Origin of the sequence: Phyllobacterium sp. 22229, assembly GCF_052056495.1 — a bacterium.
GTDB lineage: Bacteria > Pseudomonadota > Alphaproteobacteria > Rhizobiales > Rhizobiaceae > Phyllobacterium > Phyllobacterium myrsinacearum.
The window spans coordinates 223,402-241,379 of the sequence record NZ_JBQEPA010000005.1; the positions used below are offsets into that span (position 1 = coordinate 223,402).

At 61.9% G+C, this 17,978-nt stretch carries 21 protein-coding genes; 11 read left to right on the plus strand and 10 right to left on the minus strand.

The window, feature by feature from the left end; all coding sequences use genetic code 11:
* The first annotated feature begins 166 nt into the window (after positions 1-166).
* The 3 genes from ACTJJ7_RS08300 to ACTJJ7_RS08310 all read left to right on the plus strand — a co-directional run bounded on the left by ACTJJ7_RS08300 (position 167) and on the right by ACTJJ7_RS08310 (position 1,674).
* A complete protein-coding gene (locus ACTJJ7_RS08300; RefSeq protein WP_440966504.1) occupies positions 167-961 on the plus strand; it encodes an N-formylglutamate amidohydrolase in 795 nt (264 codons plus the stop codon).
* A gap of 2 nt (positions 962-963) precedes the next feature.
* Entirely contained in the window at positions 964-1,269 is a 306-nt protein-coding gene (locus tag ACTJJ7_RS08305) for a DUF1244 domain-containing protein (protein ID WP_440966506.1), read from the plus strand.
* Positions 1,270-1,404: 135 nt separating this feature from the next.
* Entirely contained in the window at positions 1,405-1,674 is a 270-nt protein-coding gene (locus ACTJJ7_RS08310; RefSeq protein WP_175540565.1) for a DUF2312 domain-containing protein, read from the plus strand.
* Between the two features lie 93 nt (positions 1,675-1,767).
* On the opposite strand, the gene ACTJJ7_RS08315 is transcribed toward ACTJJ7_RS08310, so the two are convergent.
* The gene (locus tag ACTJJ7_RS08315) at positions 1,768-2,358 is read right to left on the minus strand and encodes a TetR/AcrR family transcriptional regulator (protein WP_440966508.1); all 591 of its coding nucleotides are present in this window, start codon (positions 2,356-2,358) and stop codon (positions 1,768-1,770) included.
* A gap of 88 nt (positions 2,359-2,446) precedes the next feature.
* Here ACTJJ7_RS08315 and ACTJJ7_RS08320 point away from each other — a divergent pair, with 88 nt between their 5' ends.
* From ACTJJ7_RS08320 to ACTJJ7_RS08330, 3 genes are all read left to right on the plus strand, one after another.
* Positions 2,447-2,854, plus strand: coding sequence for a hypothetical protein (locus ACTJJ7_RS08320; protein ID WP_165401871.1), 408 nt, complete (start codon positions 2,447-2,449; stop codon positions 2,852-2,854).
* A complete protein-coding gene (locus ACTJJ7_RS08325) occupies positions 2,851-3,282 on the plus strand; it encodes a DUF3995 domain-containing protein (protein ID WP_440966509.1) in 432 nt (143 codons plus the stop codon). The genes ACTJJ7_RS08320 and ACTJJ7_RS08325 overlap by 4 nt, the downstream gene beginning before the upstream one ends.
* A 223-nt stretch (positions 3,283-3,505) precedes the next feature.
* Entirely contained in the window at positions 3,506-4,855 is a 1,350-nt protein-coding gene (locus tag ACTJJ7_RS08330) for an MFS transporter (RefSeq protein WP_130271028.1), read from the plus strand.
* Between the two features lie 74 nt (positions 4,856-4,929).
* Here ACTJJ7_RS08330 and ACTJJ7_RS08335 read toward each other — a convergent pair whose 3' ends face one another.
* The 9 genes from ACTJJ7_RS08335 to ACTJJ7_RS08375 form a co-directional block, all read right to left on the minus strand.
* Entirely contained in the window at positions 4,930-5,316 is a 387-nt protein-coding gene (locus ACTJJ7_RS08335) for a hypothetical protein (RefSeq protein WP_130271026.1), read from the minus strand.
* A gap of 82 nt (positions 5,317-5,398) precedes the next feature.
* Positions 5,399-6,700: a CynX/NimT family MFS transporter gene (locus ACTJJ7_RS08340; protein ID WP_440966511.1), complete on the minus strand. Its 1,302-nt coding sequence runs from the start codon at positions 6,698-6,700 to the stop codon at positions 5,399-5,401.
* Entirely contained in the window at positions 6,697-7,374 is a 678-nt protein-coding gene (locus ACTJJ7_RS08345) for a FadR/GntR family transcriptional regulator (RefSeq protein ID WP_440966513.1), read from the minus strand. Before ACTJJ7_RS08345 ends, ACTJJ7_RS08340 begins: the two co-directional genes overlap by 4 nt.
* Positions 7,375-7,476: 102 nt before the next feature.
* Positions 7,477-7,806 (minus strand): hypothetical protein, encoded by a 330-nt coding sequence (locus ACTJJ7_RS08350; protein ID WP_440966515.1) that lies wholly within the window; start codon positions 7,804-7,806, stop codon positions 7,477-7,479.
* A gap of 30 nt (positions 7,807-7,836) precedes the next feature.
* Positions 7,837-8,985 (minus strand): DUF1501 domain-containing protein, encoded by a 1,149-nt coding sequence (locus ACTJJ7_RS08355; RefSeq protein ID WP_440966516.1) that lies wholly within the window; start codon positions 8,983-8,985, stop codon positions 7,837-7,839.
* 2 nt (positions 8,986-8,987) lie between these two features.
* Entirely contained in the window at positions 8,988-10,379 is a 1,392-nt protein-coding gene (locus tag ACTJJ7_RS08360; protein ID WP_440966518.1) for a DUF1800 domain-containing protein, read from the minus strand.
* Positions 10,380-10,454: 75 nt separating this feature from the next.
* A complete protein-coding gene (locus ACTJJ7_RS08365; RefSeq protein ID WP_440966520.1) occupies positions 10,455-10,925 on the minus strand; it encodes a periplasmic heavy metal sensor in 471 nt (156 codons plus the stop codon).
* On the minus strand, positions 10,926-11,336 hold the full coding sequence (locus tag ACTJJ7_RS08370) for a hypothetical protein (RefSeq protein ID WP_440966522.1): 411 nt from the start codon (positions 11,334-11,336) through the stop codon (positions 10,926-10,928).
* Complete coding sequence (locus ACTJJ7_RS08375) at positions 11,333-11,893, minus strand: RNA polymerase sigma factor (RefSeq protein WP_105734419.1); 561 nt, start codon at positions 11,891-11,893, stop codon at positions 11,333-11,335. The genes ACTJJ7_RS08370 and ACTJJ7_RS08375 overlap by 4 nt, the downstream gene beginning before the upstream one ends.
* Before the next feature lie 571 nt (positions 11,894-12,464).
* Here ACTJJ7_RS08375 and ACTJJ7_RS08380 point away from each other — a divergent pair.
* The 5 genes from ACTJJ7_RS08380 to phoU all read left to right on the plus strand — a co-directional run bounded on the left by ACTJJ7_RS08380 (position 12,465) and on the right by phoU (position 17,973).
* Complete coding sequence (locus ACTJJ7_RS08380; RefSeq protein ID WP_105734420.1) at positions 12,465-13,511, plus strand: substrate-binding domain-containing protein; 1,047 nt, start codon at positions 12,465-12,467, stop codon at positions 13,509-13,511.
* 90 nt (positions 13,512-13,601) lie between these two features.
* On the plus strand, positions 13,602-15,068 hold the full coding sequence (pstC, locus tag ACTJJ7_RS08385; RefSeq protein ID WP_105734421.1) for a phosphate ABC transporter permease subunit PstC: 1,467 nt from the start codon (positions 13,602-13,604) through the stop codon (positions 15,066-15,068).
* Positions 15,065-16,384, plus strand: coding sequence for a phosphate ABC transporter permease PstA (pstA, locus tag ACTJJ7_RS08390; protein ID WP_105734422.1), 1,320 nt, complete (start codon positions 15,065-15,067; stop codon positions 16,382-16,384). The genes pstC and pstA overlap by 4 nt, the downstream gene beginning before the upstream one ends.
* Before the next feature lie 66 nt (positions 16,385-16,450).
* A complete protein-coding gene (pstB, locus tag ACTJJ7_RS08395; RefSeq protein ID WP_223614121.1) occupies positions 16,451-17,224 on the plus strand; it encodes a phosphate ABC transporter ATP-binding protein PstB in 774 nt (257 codons plus the stop codon).
* A 23-nt stretch (positions 17,225-17,247) separates the two neighbouring features.
* Positions 17,248-17,973, plus strand: a complete 726-nt coding sequence (gene phoU, locus ACTJJ7_RS08400; protein WP_105734424.1) for a phosphate signaling complex protein PhoU — start codon at positions 17,248-17,250, stop codon at positions 17,971-17,973.
* Positions 17,974-17,978: the final 5 nt, after the last annotated feature.

Here is a 17,978-nt window from a genome sequence, read left to right on the forward strand (position 1 = left end):
GTCCGTCTTAGACTCCTTTTCCGCAGTTTCACGTGCATTGTCAACGCGCTAATGGGCGGAACATGCCGTTCCTGCGGACCTGTGACAAAAGATTGATGGTTGCATTCCCGATCAGGGCATGAAACACAAAAAATTCTCCCGAATAATCGCGCAAGAGAACGTTCCCATGCCGTTTTCCCCCTTTCATCTCGTCCCTGGCAGCAATGACAAAGGACTGGTGCTTCTGGCCGATCACGCCCGCCGGGATCTGCCGGAGGAATACGGCTCGCTCGGCCTGCCGCCGCAGCAGTTCGAGCGGCATATCGCCTATGATATCGGTGTCGAGCCGTTGACGCGCAAACTGGCTGAAATGCTTGATGTTCCGGCTGTCCTGGGCGGGTTTTCCCGGCTGCTGATCGATCCGAACCGCGGCGAAGACGATCCCACGCTGATCATGCGCCTGTCCGACGGGGCGGTCATTCCAGGGAATAACCCGATGCCGACGGCCGAGCATCAAAAACGCGTGAATGATTTCTATCGCCCCTACCACGCGGCCGTCTCGGCCATGATCGACAGGGTTGCCGGGGCGAGCGGCAAGGCACCGCTGGTCATTTCCATTCACTCGTTCACCGCTTTCTGGAAAACGGCGCCGCGGCCATGGCATGCGGGCATTCTCTGGGACAGCGATCCGCGCGCTGTCGTGCCGCTGATCGCGGCGCTGCAGGCCGACCCGCAGCTGGTGGTTGGAGACAATGAGCCCTATGACGGCGCGCTGCGCAACGATACGATGTTCAAGCATTGCATTGTGCCGGGCCTTGCCCATGCGCTGATCGAAGTGCGGCAGGACCTGATCGCCGATGAGGCCGGGGTCGAGGAGTGGGCAGACCGGCTTGCCCCGATCCTTGACGCCATCAACGCCGATCCCGATATACATGTCATCAGGCAATACGGCTCGCGCACCGGCCCACTGGAAGAGGTTTGATCATGAGCAATGTCAGCGAAGAACAGCGTATCGCGCTGGAAGCGGCCGCGTTCCGGCGGCTGTTGGAGCATCTGCGCGCGCGCAGCGACGTGCAGAACATCGACCTGATGAATCTGGCCGGCTTCTGCCGCAACTGCCTGTCCAACTGGTACCGCGAGGCGGCGGATGCGGCGGGCGCGCCGCTGTCGAAGGATGAATCACGTGAGATCATCTATGGCGAACCCTATGCGCAATGGCAGGCCAAGCACCAGCGCGAGGCCAGCGATGCGCAGAAGGCTGCCTTTGAGGTCAACAAGCCGTCGCATTGACGAACCACGCCGCAGCGGCGGCCGAAACCGCCTTCATCCCGACTCTATTGTCTTGACTCATTGCGCTGTGGTCGGGCATCGGAACCGCAGAGGCGGCGTTTGCGAGTCGCACAATCAATTTTTACGGAGCAAGATATGAGCATGGATGATGTAGCGCCGCAGGGTGGTGTCGAGGGTGTTGCGGCTGCGGAATTGCGGCAGTTCATCGAGCGCATCGAGCGCCTTGAGGAAGAAAAGACCACGCTTCAGGACGACATCAAGGAAGTGATGGCGGAAGCCAAGGGCCGCGGCTACGACACCAAGATCATCCGCACGATCGTCCGCCTGCGCAAGAAGGATGCGAACGAGCGCAAGGAAGAAGAGGCGATCCTCGAACTGTACATGAACGCCCTCGGCATGGTCTGACCCTTTAAAGACGAACGGCAGCTGAAACGGGATTGGATGTGCAGACAGTGCTGCACCCTATCCAATCCCGTATGATCAGCTGCTCGCTCGAGACTACCCCGGCGAAGTCCTGCCCGCGGGATTTTCCCCCAGAAGATATGCAAGCAGTTCAAGCATGCTCGCCCGGACATCGGCGAGGCCCTGCGATGCCAGAATTTCCAGGCCGATCAGCGCGCCGTAGAGAATCCGGGCATTTGTCCCGCTCCGCTCTGCGGACTGGCCACACTTCCGGAAAAGCTGCACGAGATAGGCCAGGCGCCGCTCATCCACCGATTTGAGGATTGCCGCGGTCGTGGCGTCATGGCGGGCCCATTCGCGGATGGCGCTTTCCGTCCGGTCGCCGCCATAGGCCGAACTTGGCACGCCGGTTGCTTCGATCACCAGTGCCTGCAACTGCGCCCGGGGCGTTGTCCCGATGGCTTCGACATCACTGATGATGGCATCGGTGGCCAGATGCTGCCAGTGCGCCAGCATCTGCGCCTTCAGCGCCGGTACATCCTTGAAATGCCAGTAGAACGATCCCTTGCTGACCTTGAGGTCGCGGGCAATCGCCTCGGCCCGGATTGCCTGCACGCCGCCCTCGCCCAGGGCGCGGAAGGCGGCGCTGATCCAGTCTTCGGCGGAGAGTGTCTTTCGGGTTGGCATCCCTATTCCATACGCTGGCGTATTGACGAGGGCAAGCGCCAATGTTTATATACGCCACCGTATGGTCGACTGGATTGAAGGACGTATCATGAGCAAATGGATTGCAGCCGCTGCATTCGTATCCCTGGTCACGATGGTCATCCACGTCCGTGCAGGAGGGCCGGAGGTTCACGACGCGCTGCTTGCGGCTGATATACCGGTTATCCTCAAGACCTACGTGTCGGTGATCTGGCATGCCTCGACGGCCGTCCTGCTCGTCAACAGTGTTGCGCTCGCTGTTGCAGCCGTGAGCGCGCCCATGCGCCGCCCGCTCGTATGGGTCGTTGTCCTTCAATATCTGGCCTATGCCGCCCTGTTCGTTGCCTATCCGCTGGTCAATCTTGGAACGCTGTCCGACATGCCGCAGTGGCTTGTCTTCATTGCGATATCGGCGCTGGCCCTCATGGGAACAGCCGGCAGCCCTGTCGCCGCACGTGCAGGGGCCCGCAGATCATGACGCACGTTCTGGCATGGCTTGTCTTCATCGTGCTGACCATTGTCGCGGCCCTGCATCTCTATTGGGGCTTCGGCGGCCTGTGGCCGGCACGCGATCCGCTGTCCCTGGCCCGGGCGGTGGTCGGGTCGAAGGGAATTGCCAGAATGCCGTCGCGCGGGGTGACAGTTGTCGTTGCCGTCCTGATCTTCACCGCCGGTGTTCTCGCCCCGATGCAGTTGTCCATCATTCCGGCGCTGTTGCCCGCCGGGCTGCTCCGTTTCGGCATACTGGTGCTGACGGTCATATTCCTTGCGCGCGGCAGCCTCAGCTTCACGGCGTTTTTCCGCAACCGGCAGGCCGAGGAGCCTTTCCTGACGCTGGACCGCCGCTATTACGGCCCGCTGTGCCTCGCCATCGGGGCGGGTTTCGCCGTGCTGCTGTTCGCCTGAATGCGCCGCGCTTTTTTGCCTTTGAACGTTTGAAGGGCGCTGCGCGATATTAAACTTCACATGAAGCATTGCGAATGGCTTTAAATTTCTTGAACTGGCGGGGTGACGGGTATAATCGTCTCGCTGCCCATCTATCTTTTCATGATCCATTTCTCTTCCGACTGATGTGATCTGCCGGCATTCGCGCTGGGGCAGCCGCCTCAGCCGTCAGGGAGTAAAATCAATGTCCGTAACCACAGCGCAGCTGTCCATGAAGGCGCCCGCCAATTCGCGGTCCCGTGTCATCCTGGCCAGCCTGATTGGCACCACCATCGAATTCTACGATTTCTACGTCTATGCGACCGCCGCCGTGCTGGTCTTCCCGCATCTGTTCTTTCCGCCCGGCAACGAAACGACGGCCCTTCTGTCCTCCTTCGCCATTTTCGGCGCGGCCATGGTGGCGCGCCCGCTCGGCGCGATCTTCTTCGGCCATCTCGGCGACAAGCGCGGCCGCAAGATCACGCTGGTCGGCGCGCTTCTGACCATGGGTATCGCCACCTTCCTCATCGGTGTTCTGCCGACCTTTGCAACGGTCGGCTGGTTTGCCCCGGCCCTGCTGGTCGTGCTGCGGCTGGCGCAGGGGTTTGCGCTCGGCGGTGAATGGAGCGGTGCGGCCCTGGTCGCCACGGAAAATGCACCCGAGGGCAAGCGCGCGATCTTCGGCACGTTTCCGCAACTGGGCGCACCCATCGGCTTCATCATTGCCAATGGCCTGTTCCTGATCATCGCGGCCATCCTGCCGTCGGATGATCCGTCGCGGCCGTCGCTTGCATTTCTCGACTGGGGCTGGCGGATTCCGTTCCTGTTTTCCGCCGTCATGGTGATCGTCGGCCTGTGGGTCCGGCTCAACCTGGTCGAAAGCACCGCCTTCGAGAAAACCGTCAGCAAAGGCGAGATCAAGAAGGTGCCGCTGGTTTCCGTGTTCCAGTCGCACTGGAAGGAGCTGGTGCTCGGCACGTTCTACATGCTTGCCACCTATGTACTGTTCTATCTGATGACCACATTCTCGCTCAGCTATGGCCGCGCCGCGACGGCCGGGCCCATTGCCGGTCTCGGCTATGATTACACGACCTTCGTCCTGATGATGATCGTCGGCGTGGTGTTCTTCGGTATTTTCACCATGGTCTCCGGACCATGGGCGGACCGCTGGGGCCGCCGCAAGACACTGATCTGCGTCACGCTTGCCATTATCGTGTTCGGCCTGTTGTGGGTGCCGATGCTGTCTCTGGGCAACGTCGGCGTCATGGCCTGGCTGATCCTCGGCTTCGCCCTGATGGGAATGACCTTCGGCCCGATGGGCGCGCTGCTGCCGGAATTGTTCCCGGTGAGCATGCGCTATACGGGGTCCGGCATTTCCTACAATGTCTCATCGATCCTCGGTGCTGCGGTTGCCCCGTTCATCGCGGTCGCCCTGTGGAAACTGGGCGGCGGCAGCCCGTTCTGGGTCGGCGTCTACCTTTCGGCCATGGCCGTGCTGACGCTGATCGCATTGCTGATCGGCAAGGAAACCAAGGACGTCGATATCGAGGCTTGAGATTTCCGGTCTCTGAATGAAAAAGGCGCGGCCCGCTGAAGAGCAGGCCGCGCCTTGTTTTTGCGATGAACAATTCAGTAGTTCGGATCGTAGACCAGGCGGTCGCGGTTTGCCGGGCGGTCATAGACCGGTGCGCGGTTCTGATTCTGCTTGGCAAGCGATCCGATGATCACGGCCCCGAGCGCCAGTCCGGCAACACCGGCGATAATGGCCGTGTCGCGGTTCTTGCGGCGGTCCGAACGCTCGGACCGGTAGTCCCGGTTGCGGTAGTAGTCCCGTTCACGATAGTAGTCATCGCCACGATCGCGGTAGTAGCTGTCGCGATAGGAGCGCTCGCCGGACCAGCCGCCATCATCGTAGGAAGAATAGTAGTCGCCGGCCTGGGCCGGAGCCGATGGCAGGCTGATTGCGCTGATCGAAACGGCAGCAACCAGAAGAGCAGCGAGTATCTTTTTCATCATGCGGTCCTCAACGTTAATTCGTTGAGCACAGATATAGAGCCCGCCGGCTGAACCGGTGATGAATGCTGTCGTTAGCTGCCGTTCACAGGGTGATGGTCCGGGCCTGCACCTGCAGGGCACGGCCGGCACCCCAGCCGAAAATGGCAACGCCAATGCCGAGCAGCACGAACAGGATGGCGGTTGCCGCATAGCTTTCCGTGATGCTGTGGATCAGGCCGACAAGCAGCGGGCCAACGGCGGCAAGCATGTAGCCGACGCATTGGGCCATGCCGGAGAGATGCGAGGCGACATGCGAGTCGGGCGAGCGCAGCACGATCATCGTCATGGCAATGGCGATGAGCCCGCCCTGGCCGATGCCCTGGACGACAGCCCACAGCCAGACGGTGGAGAGCGGTGCAAACAGCAGGCCGAGCAGACCGGCAACGGCAATCGTGACCAGCGCCACATTGATCAGGCTCTGATTGCGGCAACGCACGGCAATCGACGGCACGAGCAGGCAGGTGAAGACCTGCGCCATGACCGACACGGAAACCACGACACCGGCGGTCGTCCCGTCAAGGCCGCGATCGCGCAGGATGGGCGCCAGCCAGCCGAAGACGCAATAGGCGAGTGCCGACTGCAGGCCCATGAACAGGGTGACCTGCCAGGCCAGGCGGTCGCGCCAGAGGCCAACCACCTTGAAGCCCGCATGTTTGGTGCGGACCTTGCGGGCGAGGGCCTGCGGCAGCCAGATCGCGGTGACAACCAGCGCCGGCACGGCCCAGGCACTGAGCGCCAGCGACCATGATCCGCCCAGCAGCTTCTGGACCGGCAGGGTCAGGCCGGCGGCACTGGCCGCGCCCGCGCACAGCGCCATGGTGTAAAGGCCGGTCATCATGCCGGTGCGGCTAGCGAAATCGCGCTTCACCAGGCCGGGCAGCAGGACATTGCCGATGGCGATGCAGCCGCCCGCCAGCGCCGTGCCGATGAACAGCAGGGGCAGGGATTGAAGCCCGCGCAGGGCAGTGCCGAGCGCCAGCAGGAGGAGAACGCCGAGCAGTGTGCGCTCGGCGCCGATCCGCTGGGCAAGACGCGGCGCCAGCGGGGCAAACAGGCCGAGGCAGAGCACCGGCAGCGTGGTGAGCACGCCCGCGCCGAAGGATGACAGTCCGGTCTGGGCGATGATCTCGGGCAAAAGCGCCGATGCGCTGGAGAAGACCGGGCGCAGATTGTAGGCGATGAGAACGAGGCTGAGGCCGAACAGGATCTGCGCGCCGGGGGTTTTGAAATCCGGCACGCGCGGCTGGGGGACGCTGTCCACCTCGGCATCGACAAGCTGCTTGGCGGCAATGTCGAGATCCGCTGCGAGGCGGCTGGAATGTTCAGGCGGAAGATGCTGGTTCATGATGCGAGCAACCGGTCAAGTTCGATGAGGAGGGGAGCCATGAAGGCGCGGGCGGTGGATGCCGCCTTGTCCGGGTCGCCGGTCTCAATCGCGTCGATGATGGCTGCATGGGCGGCCATGTCGGGTTCGGGCAGTTCGCCCGTGACCGTGGCCCGGATGACTTCCTGGGTGGAAACGGAGAAGAATTCATAGACCTCGATGAGGGCCAGATTGTTTGATGCGGCCACCACCGCCTTGTGGAAGGCGAGATCGTGCTGGACATAGTGATCGTGCCGGGCAGTGGCGTATTCGCCGCGATCGGCCAGCAGCTGGCGCAGGTCGGCAACCACCTCCGGAGTGTGGCGCAGGGCGGCCAGCCGCGCCGCTTCGACTTCCAGGGCGCAGCGCGCCTCGACCTGGTCGCGCAGGCCGGTGCGCCTGATCCGCAGCAGGCTTTCATCCGGATTGATGATCGAGCGGACATAGGTGCCGGAGCCCTGCTTGGTCTCCAGAAACCCTTGCGCAACGAGAACCCGCACCGCTTCACGCACGGTTCCGCGGCTGACGCCGAGCATGTCGGCAAGGGCAGCCTCGTTGGGGATACGGTCGCCGACCGGCCAGCGGTTGCCGACGATTTCGGCGCGTATATTGTCAATCGCCGTATCGGCCAGATTGGTGCGGGCGGCAGGCTGCATGGTGTAGAAGTCCCAAAGTCATCTGATGACTTGATAATTATGGGACTGCCGGGCGCCTGTCAAGGCGCCCCAGATGGATAGAGACTGGCGACGTCTGGCGTCTTAGCGGTAGATCACGATCGGCCGGCGATGAACGATGATGGGAGCCGGACGCTCGATGATCACGGTTCTTGGCCCGAATGCTTCCAGCGGGAACCAGTAGCCGCGATAGAAGCGGTAGCCCGGCCGGTAATAGCCGTAGCCGCGGTGGCCGTTGTAGTAATAGCCGTCGTGCCAGCCGTAATAGCCGTGCCGCCAGTAGACGGGCTCGGCCTGGGATTGCAGGTGTTCGCCCTGCACCGGCACAAGCGGCAGGGCGCTGGCGCTCTGTGCTCCGGCAAGCGTGGCAATGGCGACAAGACCGCCGGTAATCATGCTCAGGATGGTTCTCATGATAGCCTCTTCAAAGGGTTGGTTGGTGGTTCACGTTCTGATCAGCCCCTGCAGGGACCGGTCAAAGGGACGGTCCGGAAAGAGCGTTTGCATGGTGCGCTCGGGTTCGAGACCAAAGGTTTCCGCGGCAAGCGCCGCGATCAGCGCGTCGAGATCCATGGTGGGTTTCAGGTCGCGGTTTTCATAAAGTGCATTCGGAGCAAGGCCCGGCCAGTCGGCCAGGATGCGGCCGCCATTGACGGCGCCGCCGAGGATGAGCGCGGTTGTCGCCGTGCCATGATCGGTCCCGCCGGTGCCGTTGGCGGCGGCGGTGCGGCCGAATTCGGTTGCCACGAGAACGGTGGTCTGCTGCCAGACGTCGCCAAGCCCGTCGCGCATGGCATCGATCATGGCATCGAGCGCCTTGAGCTGGCTGGCGAGCCGGTTCTCCTGGCCGCTATGGGTATCCCAGCCGCTGGTTTCGATCATGGCAATGCGCGGACCATCGGGCCGGACAAGCGCCTCGGCGGCGGTTCTGCCGGCGGTGGCGGGATTCTGGCGGGTTTCCATGTCGTGGAACAGGCCGCGCGCTTCCATCGCCGCACTCCAGACCGGATGAAACTGCTGGTCCCGGTCGTAGAGCTGCGCCACCCGCAGCAGGAGGTCATCGGATGCTTCCGGCAGGTTCGACGGCGCATAGGAGGTTACATCAGCCGCGCCGCGCAGGGCAGCCGGTATGGTCGGAGCGAAGGCAATGGCCTTGTCGGCCGATTTCGGCAGCAGCGTCACCAGCCGGTTCAGCCAGCCATCGCGGATCTGGTAGGGGCTGGTGCCGCCGGTCTCCAGGACATTCTGGCCGTCGAAATGCGAGCGCTCCCGGTAGGGCGAGGCGACGGCATGCACGAACAGCGCCTGCCGGTTGCCGTAGAGTGTACCCATGCCAGCGAGCGCAGGATGCAGGGCGAACATGCCGTCGAGCTTGATGGCGTCGGCCGTCTGGATGGCGAGGCCGCCGCGCAGCTGCGCATAGGCGGGGTCGGCATAGGGCACGACGATGTTGAGGCCATCGGCGGCGCCGCGCTGGATGATGAAGACGAAGCGGCGGTCGCTCGCCACATTGGCAAAGACGATACGCGGCGCCACGAGCATCGATCCCGCCCCGATGGCGGCCAGACGCAGAAAATCCCGGCGGTTGGTCATGCTCATCTCCGTTGAAAATCAGGTGAAACAAGCAGAAGGGCGATGCCCGTCTGGACGGATTCGGCACGGTTGATTTCCGTAGCCGTGCTGCCGGTCAGCGTGTCTGCGAGCAGGTTGCGCGCCAGATCTTCCGGTTTCAGCGACCGGTCCGCTTTTGCAGCCAGCCGTTGCGAAACCTCGACGCGCCGCACCAGCGCATCGGGCGCCAGCCAGCTCGCCGCGATATCGTCATAGCCTGCGGGTGAGCGCGGCAGCCAGACCGGTTGTCCCAGCTGGTTCAACAGGTTGGCGGCGTTGGCTTTGCCAAGGTCGGGATAATCCAGCCCGCGCATGGCCGAAACCAGCCATTCCCAGGGGGTCTTGATCTTGGCAGCCTGTACCGCCCATGCCTCCGGTGCGTCGACGAGGGCTTGATACACCGCGGGCAAATCGCCGCCGGAGGCAAGAAACGCCTTGCTGACCCGGTTCACGGCGCCCTGGGGCGGCGTATCGCCGATGAAATGACGGCAGAGCTTTGTGGCGATGTGGTTCGCCGTTGCCGGATCGCTGGCGAGATCCTTCAGGACGGCGCCCGCCTGATCCTCGCCGGATGCGCCGTAGACGCGGTGGCGGATCAGCCGGCTTCCCGGCTGGTGCAGGCCGGGGCGATACTGAAAGACACCGGCCTGACTGGTATCCGCCTTGCCGCCCATGCGCCCGGCCGACCAGCCAGTGAGGGCAAGGGCGAACTCCGTCACGTCCTTCTGCGTATAGCCCGACCCGACGCCGACCGTGTGCAGTTCCATGATCTCGCGGGCCAGATTCTCGTTGATTCCCGGCAGCTTGCCGGCATTGCGCCGCTTGGCGCGCGTGGCGAGAGGGCTGTCGGGACCCGCCGAGCGGACCTGATCGAGATAGATCAGCATGGCCGGATGCTGTTCGACGGCCAGCAGCAGATCGGTAAAGCGCCCGGTGACATGGGGGCGGATCGCTTCCCGCTCGAAAGCGCCCGCAAGGCTCAGCATTGCGGGATTGTCGGCCGATACGGCAAAATGGTTCGACCAGAAATGCACGAGCGCTTCCAGGAAGGGCGCAGGTGTCGCAAGGGCATTGAGGCTGCGCGCGTCGATCTCGCTGCGGTAAAGCAGGCGGGCGGCCTTGTTCAGTTCCTTGCGCAGGGCGATTTTCTCGTCGCCGTCGAGTGCCTGCAGTTTTTGCCGGTCACTGGCATATTGCGCTGCGATTTCGGGTGTGGCCTGGAGCTGGGCAAAGGCTGCCGGGCGCGGATCGTAGCGGCCGATCTGATCGAGCAGCCAGCGCCTGGGGTCGGCTGGAAGCGGCTCGCTTGCCCGCTTTCCCAAACCGAAGCGATTGACCGCAATGACCGCCGTCGCATCTGTTGCCGTTGTAACCATGGTCTTCTCCGTTCGCAGCCTGTCTGGCATTGACAGTCATTGAACGGGGGCGCTGGAAAATTCCGTCGCGGGCATTCATTGTTTTTTTGCCGGCGCCTGCCTGAGGATGACGTTGCGCTTTTTCAAACCCTCGACAAGCGTCTTGCGGTCCTCCGGCGACAGACTTTCGGCGAAGGCGACGATGGTCTGCTCGATGCGCGTCCGCAGGGCGAAATCAGCCTCGCGCGCCCTGGTCAGTTCCGCATTGACCGCAGCGGGATCGATGACATCCTGTGCCAGAAGCCGGGCAATCTCGGCACGGCTTGCCCGTCCGGCATCGGCCAGCGGTATGTTGTCCTTGCGCGCCGCCGCCAGATTTTGCCGCAGGGCCTTCTGTTGCTCCGGCGTGAGATATTCGGCGGCAAAGCGCACGCCGCGCCGGTTTTCCTTGGTCCAGGAATAGCCGAATGTGTGCCAGATATAACCGCCGCCGATCACCCCGCCGGCAATGAAGACATTCAGGGCAAGCGAAGCGACAAGAAGAATGTTGCGTGACCGTTCACTCATTTACTCGTCCAGTTCATCAGAGATGTTGAAGGCGGTGACCGCATAGGCCTGGTCCTCATATCCGCGCGATTCGGCGGAATGAATGACGCCGATGAGCAGGGCGCCAGTGATTGCGCCCGCCAATCCAATGCCAGCGAACCCGGTGCCCTGCCACCAGAGGCGGGCGCGTTTCCAGCCGGACCAGGACTTGCCGGAGGAGGCAATGATATGCTCGTGCAGCGCGGTCTGCGCCGGGGCGATCCGGTACTGCGCCAGCATGCCGTCGAGTTCAGCCGCCAGCCTGAGGGCCGGCTGGGCAATATCGGGATGCTCCCGGATGAAAGCGACGGCGCCAGCCTGTTCGGGCGGCGGCCAGCGCCGCACCTCGCCACCGTAGATCTCCGTCAGTTCCTGAAAGCGTTGCGGGGTCATTTGGCCTTCTCCTGTTGGGCAGTCTCTTCCAGGGCTGTCCGCAAATTGCGCCGGGCACGGGCCAGAAGGCTCTCCAGGGCTTCAATGCTGATATCCATGATCTGCGCTGCCTCGATATTGCTGAACTCCTGATAATATTGAAGCACGATGGCCTCCCTCTGCCGGTCGGGCAGGGAGGCGAGGGCCCGTTTGATCCGGTCGCTTTCGTCCCGGTTTGAAAGCGACTGTTCCGGATCGGGGGCCGGGTCGGCGCTTTCGGGCGTCTCGGCCACCGGCTGTTCCCGGTGCCGGCGCAGGCGGTCGTAGCAGAGATTGAGCGTGACCCGGTGCAGCCATGTGTCGAAGGTCGCCCGGCCGCTCTGCCAGCTGCCCGCCTGCCGCCACAGCCGGATAAAGGCCTCCTGGGCGACATCCTCGGCTTCATTGCGGTCGCCAAGCATCCGCGCCGCCAGGGCGAGCAGGCGCGGCAGCTTGCGTGTCACCATGGTTCGGACGGCCGCATCGTCATGCTGGCCGATCTTCACCAGCAGTTCTTCATCCGTGTTGCGATTGTCCAAGGCTTTGCACGCTTGCCGTTACTCCCGTGAATTGCCGGTGGCACACCTTCCGGTGTCCGCGGCATTCCTGTTTGCTACAGTATCGATTTCCGCCACATCGATGAAGCCGTCATGATGTGTATCGATGCGGGCAGCGGCACCATGGCGGGAAGAACCGCCGCACCGGGCAATTTCATCAGGCTTTTCCTTTCAGCAGACTGTCATTTGTCGCGCATTAAACGGCGCAAGCGGGACAATCCGTCGCTCACGCAGAATTTTTTTGAAACCGCATCGGGGGGACGCTATTGTCCCCCTGCGGCACGGAGCAGCGTTGCTTCCGCGGGTGTCGCAATTGCGCGTCATGAACCTACTGGAATCGTTGAGCTTATCTTCACTGTGCCAAGCTGTGCAAAGTCCATAGACGGTTAACTTGATGGTTTTAGAAGGAATTTTGATTCCGCCGCGGGCGCGGCTCATGCACAGGCTGCGCTACAGAACTGTAACAATAGTGTCATATGACTGTTATATTGGTTCTATAGACGGCAGACGACGTCGGAGGCGTCACACAGTTAATCCAACAGGAGCTGCTCCTATGAACAAGCTTATTTCCACCACTGCTCTGATTGCGATCTCCGTGATTGCCACGACAGTTGGCGCATCCGCTCGTGACCAGATTCAGGTCAGCGGTTCATCCACAGTGCTGCCATATGCCAAGATCGTCGCCGAAGCTTTTGGCGAAACGTTCCCCAAGTTCAAGACCCCGGTTGTTGAGTCCGGCGGTTCGGGTGCAGGCATCAAGGAATTCTGCAAGGGCGTTGGTGAAAACACCATCGATATCGCCAATTCCTCGCGTCCGATCAAGGACACCGAGTTGAAGTCCTGCGTTGACGCTGGCGTCAAGGACGTTGAAGAAATCCGCATCGGTTATGACGGCATCGTGTTCGCGACCGATATCAAGGGCCCCGACTGGGCGCTGGAGCCAAAGGACGTCTATACCGCTCTTGCTGCGCAGGTCGTTGTCGACGGCAAGCTGGTTGCCAATCCGAACACCAAGTGGAACCAGGTTAACCCGAAGCTGCCCGATTGGGACATCGCTGCCTACATCCCTGGCGAAAAGCACGGCACACGTGAAGTTTTCGAAGAAAAGCTGATGACTGGCGGTTGCAAGGCCACCGGTGCAGCCGATGCGATCAAGGCTGCCGGTCTTGACGAAAAGGCAGCCGCTGCCGCCTGTATCGCCGTGCGCAAGGACGGCAAGGCTATCGACATCGATGGCGACTATCCGGAAACGCTGGCTCGTATCGATGCCAACAAGACCGGCGTTGGCGTCTTCGGTCTGGCCTTCTACGAAAACAATGCGGACAAGCTGAAGGTTGCAACCGTCAATGGCATCAAGCCAAGCACGGAAACCATTGCCACCGGCAAGTATCCTGTATCGCGTCCGCTGTTCTTCTACGTCAAGAAGGCGCATCTCGGCGTCATCCCCGGCCTGAAGGAATATGTCGACTTCTTCCTTGCTGACCAGATGGTCGGTCCGGAAAGCCCGCTGGTAGAATACGGTCTGGTTGCTGCGCCGGATGCAGAGCGTGAAGCTCAGCGTGCCGCATTCACCGCCGGTAAGACCATGGCTGGCAAGTAACTCCAATATCCGGCACGGGCAGGGTTCTGTCCGTGCCGGATATTTCTCGGGGCCTATGCTCTCGTTACAGGACGGATCGGGGAAGCGTTGATGTCCAGCATGTTGGTTATAGTAATTGTCGTTGCCATTGGTATCGTCGGGTTCTTTCTCGGACGCCAGCGTGCCGTCAGCAAAGATGACAGAAGTGTCAAAGCCCATTCCCTGCCGCATTATCACGGCTGGTGGGTTTTTCTGGTTTCGGTGCTGCCAGCAATCATCTTCATCATGGTCTGGGCCATCGGCTCGGGTTTTTATATCGAACGCCAGGCCGTCAACAGCCTGCCGGTCCACAACAGCGAGAGCGTCATTGCCAGCCAGAGCCTCGAGCTTGGCATGGTCTCCGGCATTGCGCGCGGTCTCGACAAGCTGACGGACCAGGAACGGGCAAACCTTCCAACCACCTTCTCCGAATTGCGGCCGCTGCTGTCGAGCAAGGGCGTGGCGCTTGCGACGGAAGGCCAGGACTTCATGATTCCCGTTGCCGTGCAGTGGAACAAGAGCACGGCGCGCGCGCATAATATCGGTGCGGTGGTTGCCATTGTTCTTGCTCTCGCCGGTGCCGTCTTCGGCCTGTCGGGTGTCAATGTCCGCACACGGGCCCGCAACAATGTCGAGCGGATCATCCTGTGGGGCCTGCTCGCAGCCTCGACCATTGCCATCCTGACGACAGTCGGCATCGTCCTGTCGATGCTGTTCCAGACCATCACCTTCTTCCAGTCCGTAACGCCGTCGAGCTTCTTCTTCGGCACGGTATGGGACCCGCGCTTCTCCGCCGCCGGCGGCAATGGCGCGCAGGGCCAGTTCGGCCTCATCCCGCTGCTTGCCGGCACGCTCTATATCGCGCTGGTCGCCATGCTGTTTGCCGTGCCGGTCGGCCTGTTCGCCGCCATCTACATGGCCGAATATGCCAGCCGCAGCGTGCGGTCGGTGGTCAAGCCGCTGCTTGAAGTGCTGGCGGGCATCCCGACGATCGTCTACGGCTTCTTTGCCCTTGTCACCGTTGGACCGTTCCTGCGCGACCTCAGTGCGGCTATCTCGGGCGGTTATCCCTTCATCATGGCGCAGAGCGTGCTCACAGCCGGTATCGTCATGGGCGTCATGCTGATCCCGTTCGTCTCGTCCCTGTCCGACGATATCATCACGGCCGTGCCGCGCTCGCTGCGCGACGGCTCGCTCGGCCTCGGTTCGACCAAATCGGAAACCGTGCGGCGCGTGGTGCTGCCCGCCGCCCTGCCGGGTATTGTCGGTGCGCTGCTGCTCACCGCATCGCGCGCCATCGGCGAAACCATGATCGTGGTTCTGGCGGCCGGTGTTGCGGCGAACCTCAACATCAATCCGTTCGACGCCATGACGACCATCACCGTGAAGATCGTCAATCAGCTGACCGGCGATCTTGAATTCAATTCACCGCAGACGCTGGTGGCATTCGCCCTTGGCCTCACCCTTTTCTTCATCACGCTGGCGATGAACATTTTCGCGCTTTACATCGTGCGTAAGTACCGGGAGCAGTACGAATGACCGACACAACACTCAATCCTGCTGCAGTTGCTCCGGCAAAGGTCGTTCGGCGCGACATCGGTCTGAAGCGCCGCTATGCGGCCGAGCGTCGGTTCAAGATTTACGGCATCACCGCGATTGCCATCGGCCTGTTCTTCCTGGTTGCGCTGCTCTATTCGGTGATATCCAACGGCTACACGGCATTCTGGCAGACGGAAGTGAGCCTTTCGGTCAAGCTTGACGAGAAGGTGATCGACCCCACGAACAAGCGCGCGACCGATCCGACCGTTCTGCTCACCGCGAACTATCCGATCCTGGTGCGCAATGCCCTTGCCGAAAAGCTGGGCGTCAGCCTTGACGACAAGCCGGCGATCCGCGAACTGAGCAAGCTTGTCTCCGACGGCTCGCGCAGCCAGCTGCGTGAACTGGTTGCGGGAAACCCGGCATTGATCGGCACGACGCAGACCCTCTGGGTGCTGACCGGCGGCGACATCGACTCGGCCTTCAAGGGTCAGATCGACCTGAGTGTCGATCAGGCCAACCGCAAGGTGTCGGACCGTCAGGTTGCCTGGATGAACACGCTGGCCAAGGAAGGCGCCATGGCACAGCGCTTCAACAGCGGCCTGTTCACCTTCGGCGCATCGAGCCGTCCGGAAACGTCGGGTCTTGGTGTCGCGCTCATCGGCTCGCTCTACATGATGCTGATTGTCCTCTGCCTTTCCCTGCCCATCGGCGTGGCCGCATCGATCTATCTGGAAGAATACGCCAAGAAGAGCCGCCTGACCGATATCATCGAGGTCAACATCAACAATCTGGCCGCGGTGCCGTCCATCGTCTTCGGTCTGCTCGGGCTGGCCGTGTTCATCAATTTCTTCGGCCTGCCGCGCTCCGCATCGCTGGTCGGCGGCCTGGTCCTCACGCTGATGACGCTGCCGACGATCATCATCGCCACCCGCGCGGCCCTGCGCGCCGTGCCGCCGTCGATCCGGTCCGCAGCGCTGGGCATCGGCGCCTCGAAGACGCAGATGGTGTTTCACCATGTGCTGCCGCTGGCCGCGCCCGGCATCTTGACCGGCACGATTATCGGCCTTGCCCATGCGCTGGGCGAGACCGCACCGCTGCTGCTGATCGGCATGGTCGCTTTCGTCGCCAATTATCCGGTCACGCCGCTTGATCCGTCCACGGCGCTGCCGGTGCAGATCTACATGTGGGCGAATGAAGCGGAGCGGGCCTTTGTCGAGCGCACGTCAGGCGCTATCATCGTGCTGCTTCTGTTTCTTGCAGTCATGAACATCGGAGCCATCATTCTGCGTCGCCGCTTCGAGCGGCGCTGGTAGGTAAAACGGGAGCGAATTATGAATCTCATGACAGAACGATCTCTCGAAAAAGCGGTAAACGACAAAATGAGTGCACAGGTCAATACGATCAAAATGCAGGGCAAGGATGTCACCGTTCACTATGGTGAAAAGCAGGCCCTGTTCGGTGTCAGCCTCGACGTGCCGGAAAAGATGGTGACGGCGCTGATCGGCCCGTCCGGTTGCGGCAAGTCCACCTTCCTGCGCTCGCTCAACCGCATGAACGATACGATCGAAGGCTGCAAGATCGGCGGCAAGATCACGCTCGACGACGAGGATATCTACAATCCGAAGATCGACGTGGTCGAGCTGCGCGCCCGCGTCGGCATGGTTTTCCAGAAGCCCAATCCGTTCCCGAAATCCATCTTCGAGAACGTCGCCTATGGCCCGCGCATCCATGGCCTCGCCAAGAACCGGCATGAGCTGGAGGAAATCGTCGAGAAGAGCCTGCGCCGCGCCAGCCTGTTCGATGAGGTCAAGGACCGCCTGCACGAAGCCGGCACCGGCCTTTCCGGCGGCCAGCAGCAGCGCCTGTGCATTGCCCGCGCCATTGCCGTCAGTCCGGAAGTCATCCTGATGGACGAACCCTGCTCGGCGCTCGATCCGATCGCCACGGCAAAGGTCGAGGAACTGATCGACGAACTGCGCCAGAACTACACCATCGTCATCGTTACCCATTCGATGCAGCAGGCGGCCCGCGTTTCGCAGCGCACCGCCATGTTCCATCTCGGAAACCTCGTCGAGGTGGGCGATACGGAAATGATGTTCACCAATCCGACGGAAAAGCGCACGCAGGACTACATCACCGGACGCTTCGGCTAATCACGGGAAACAGGGATAAGAATATGACCGAGTCGCAGCATACCGTCCGTTCCTATGACGACGAACTGAAGTTCCTGACGCACAAGATCGCCGAAATGGGCGGCCATGCCGAACGCATGGTCGAACAGGCCGTCACCGCCATGGTGAATTCCGACAACGCGCTGGCCCAGCGCGTCATTTCGGACGATCTCATCCTCGATGCCGGACAACGCGAGATCGATGAGAAGGCCATCACCATCATCGGCAAGCGCCAGCCCATGGCGATCGATCTGCGTGAAATCATCGGCGCCATCCGCATTTCCTCCGACCTCGAACGGGTCGGCGACCTCGGCAAAAACATTGCCAAGCGCGTTGTCGCCGTCACCGATACGCGCCAGACGCTGTCGGTCTATCGCGGCCTGCAGACCATCGCGGAACTCGCCCTGACGCAGCTCAAGGACGTGCTCGATGCCTATGCCACGCGCTCCGTGCAGCAGGTCAACATCGTGCGCGAGCGCGATGACGAAATCGATGCGCTTTATACCTCGCTGTTCCGCGAACTCCTGACCTACATGATGGAAGATCCGCGCAACATTTCCGCCTGCACGCACCTTCTCTTCTGCGCCAAGAACATCGAGCGCATCGGAGACCATGCGACGAACATTGCTGAAACGGTCTACTACATCGTGACGGGTGCCCAGCTTCCGGCCGAACGGCCCAAGGAAGACCAGACCCACAGCATCATCGTCGATGAAGCCAGACAGCCTTAAACAGA

Bases quoted from the DNA above. Each gene is read 5' to 3' on its own strand.
- ACTJJ7_RS08325 (WP_440966509.1), top strand. From the start codon at position 2,851: ATGACGCACGTTCTGGCATGGCTTGTCTTCATCGTGCTGACCATTGTC.
- ACTJJ7_RS08330 (WP_130271028.1), top strand. From the start codon at position 3,506: ATGTCCGTAACCACAGCGCAGCTGTCCATGAAGGCGCCCGCCAATTCG.
- pstB (WP_223614121.1), top strand. From the start codon at position 16,451: ATGAGTGCACAGGTCAATACGATCAAAATGCAGGGCAAGGATGTCACC.
- phoU (WP_105734424.1), top strand. From the start codon at position 17,248: ATGACCGAGTCGCAGCATACCGTCCGTTCCTATGACGACGAACTGAAG.
- ACTJJ7_RS08360 (WP_440966518.1), bottom strand. From the start codon at position 10,379: ATGGTTACAACGGCAACAGATGCGACGGCGGTCATTGCGGTCAATCGC.
- ACTJJ7_RS08305 (WP_440966506.1), top strand. From the start codon at position 964: ATGAGCAATGTCAGCGAAGAACAGCGTATCGCGCTGGAAGCGGCCGCG.
- ACTJJ7_RS08370 (WP_440966522.1), bottom strand. From the start codon at position 11,336: ATGACCCCGCAACGCTTTCAGGAACTGACGGAGATCTACGGTGGCGAG.
- ACTJJ7_RS08300 (WP_440966504.1), top strand. From the start codon at position 167: ATGCCGTTTTCCCCCTTTCATCTCGTCCCTGGCAGCAATGACAAAGGA.
- pstA (WP_105734422.1), top strand. From the start codon at position 15,065: ATGACCGACACAACACTCAATCCTGCTGCAGTTGCTCCGGCAAAGGTC.
- ACTJJ7_RS08320 (WP_165401871.1), top strand. From the start codon at position 2,447: ATGAGCAAATGGATTGCAGCCGCTGCATTCGTATCCCTGGTCACGATG.
- ACTJJ7_RS08380 (WP_105734420.1), top strand. From the start codon at position 12,465: ATGAACAAGCTTATTTCCACCACTGCTCTGATTGCGATCTCCGTGATT.
- ACTJJ7_RS08310 (WP_175540565.1), top strand. From the start codon at position 1,405: ATGAGCATGGATGATGTAGCGCCGCAGGGTGGTGTCGAGGGTGTTGCG.
- ACTJJ7_RS08345 (WP_440966513.1), bottom strand. From the start codon at position 7,374: ATGCAGCCTGCCGCCCGCACCAATCTGGCCGATACGGCGATTGACAAT.
- ACTJJ7_RS08335 (WP_130271026.1), bottom strand. From the start codon at position 5,316: ATGATGAAAAAGATACTCGCTGCTCTTCTGGTTGCTGCCGTTTCGATC.
- ACTJJ7_RS08340 (WP_440966511.1), bottom strand. From the start codon at position 6,700: ATGAACCAGCATCTTCCGCCTGAACATTCCAGCCGCCTCGCAGCGGAT.
- ACTJJ7_RS08350 (WP_440966515.1), bottom strand. From the start codon at position 7,806: ATGAGAACCATCCTGAGCATGATTACCGGCGGTCTTGTCGCCATTGCC.
- ACTJJ7_RS08355 (WP_440966516.1), bottom strand. From the start codon at position 8,985: ATGACCAACCGCCGGGATTTTCTGCGTCTGGCCGCCATCGGGGCGGGA.
- pstC (WP_105734421.1), top strand. From the start codon at position 13,602: ATGTCCAGCATGTTGGTTATAGTAATTGTCGTTGCCATTGGTATCGTC.
- ACTJJ7_RS08365 (WP_440966520.1), bottom strand. From the start codon at position 10,925: ATGAGTGAACGGTCACGCAACATTCTTCTTGTCGCTTCGCTTGCCCTG.
- ACTJJ7_RS08315 (WP_440966508.1), bottom strand. From the start codon at position 2,358: ATGCCAACCCGAAAGACACTCTCCGCCGAAGACTGGATCAGCGCCGCC.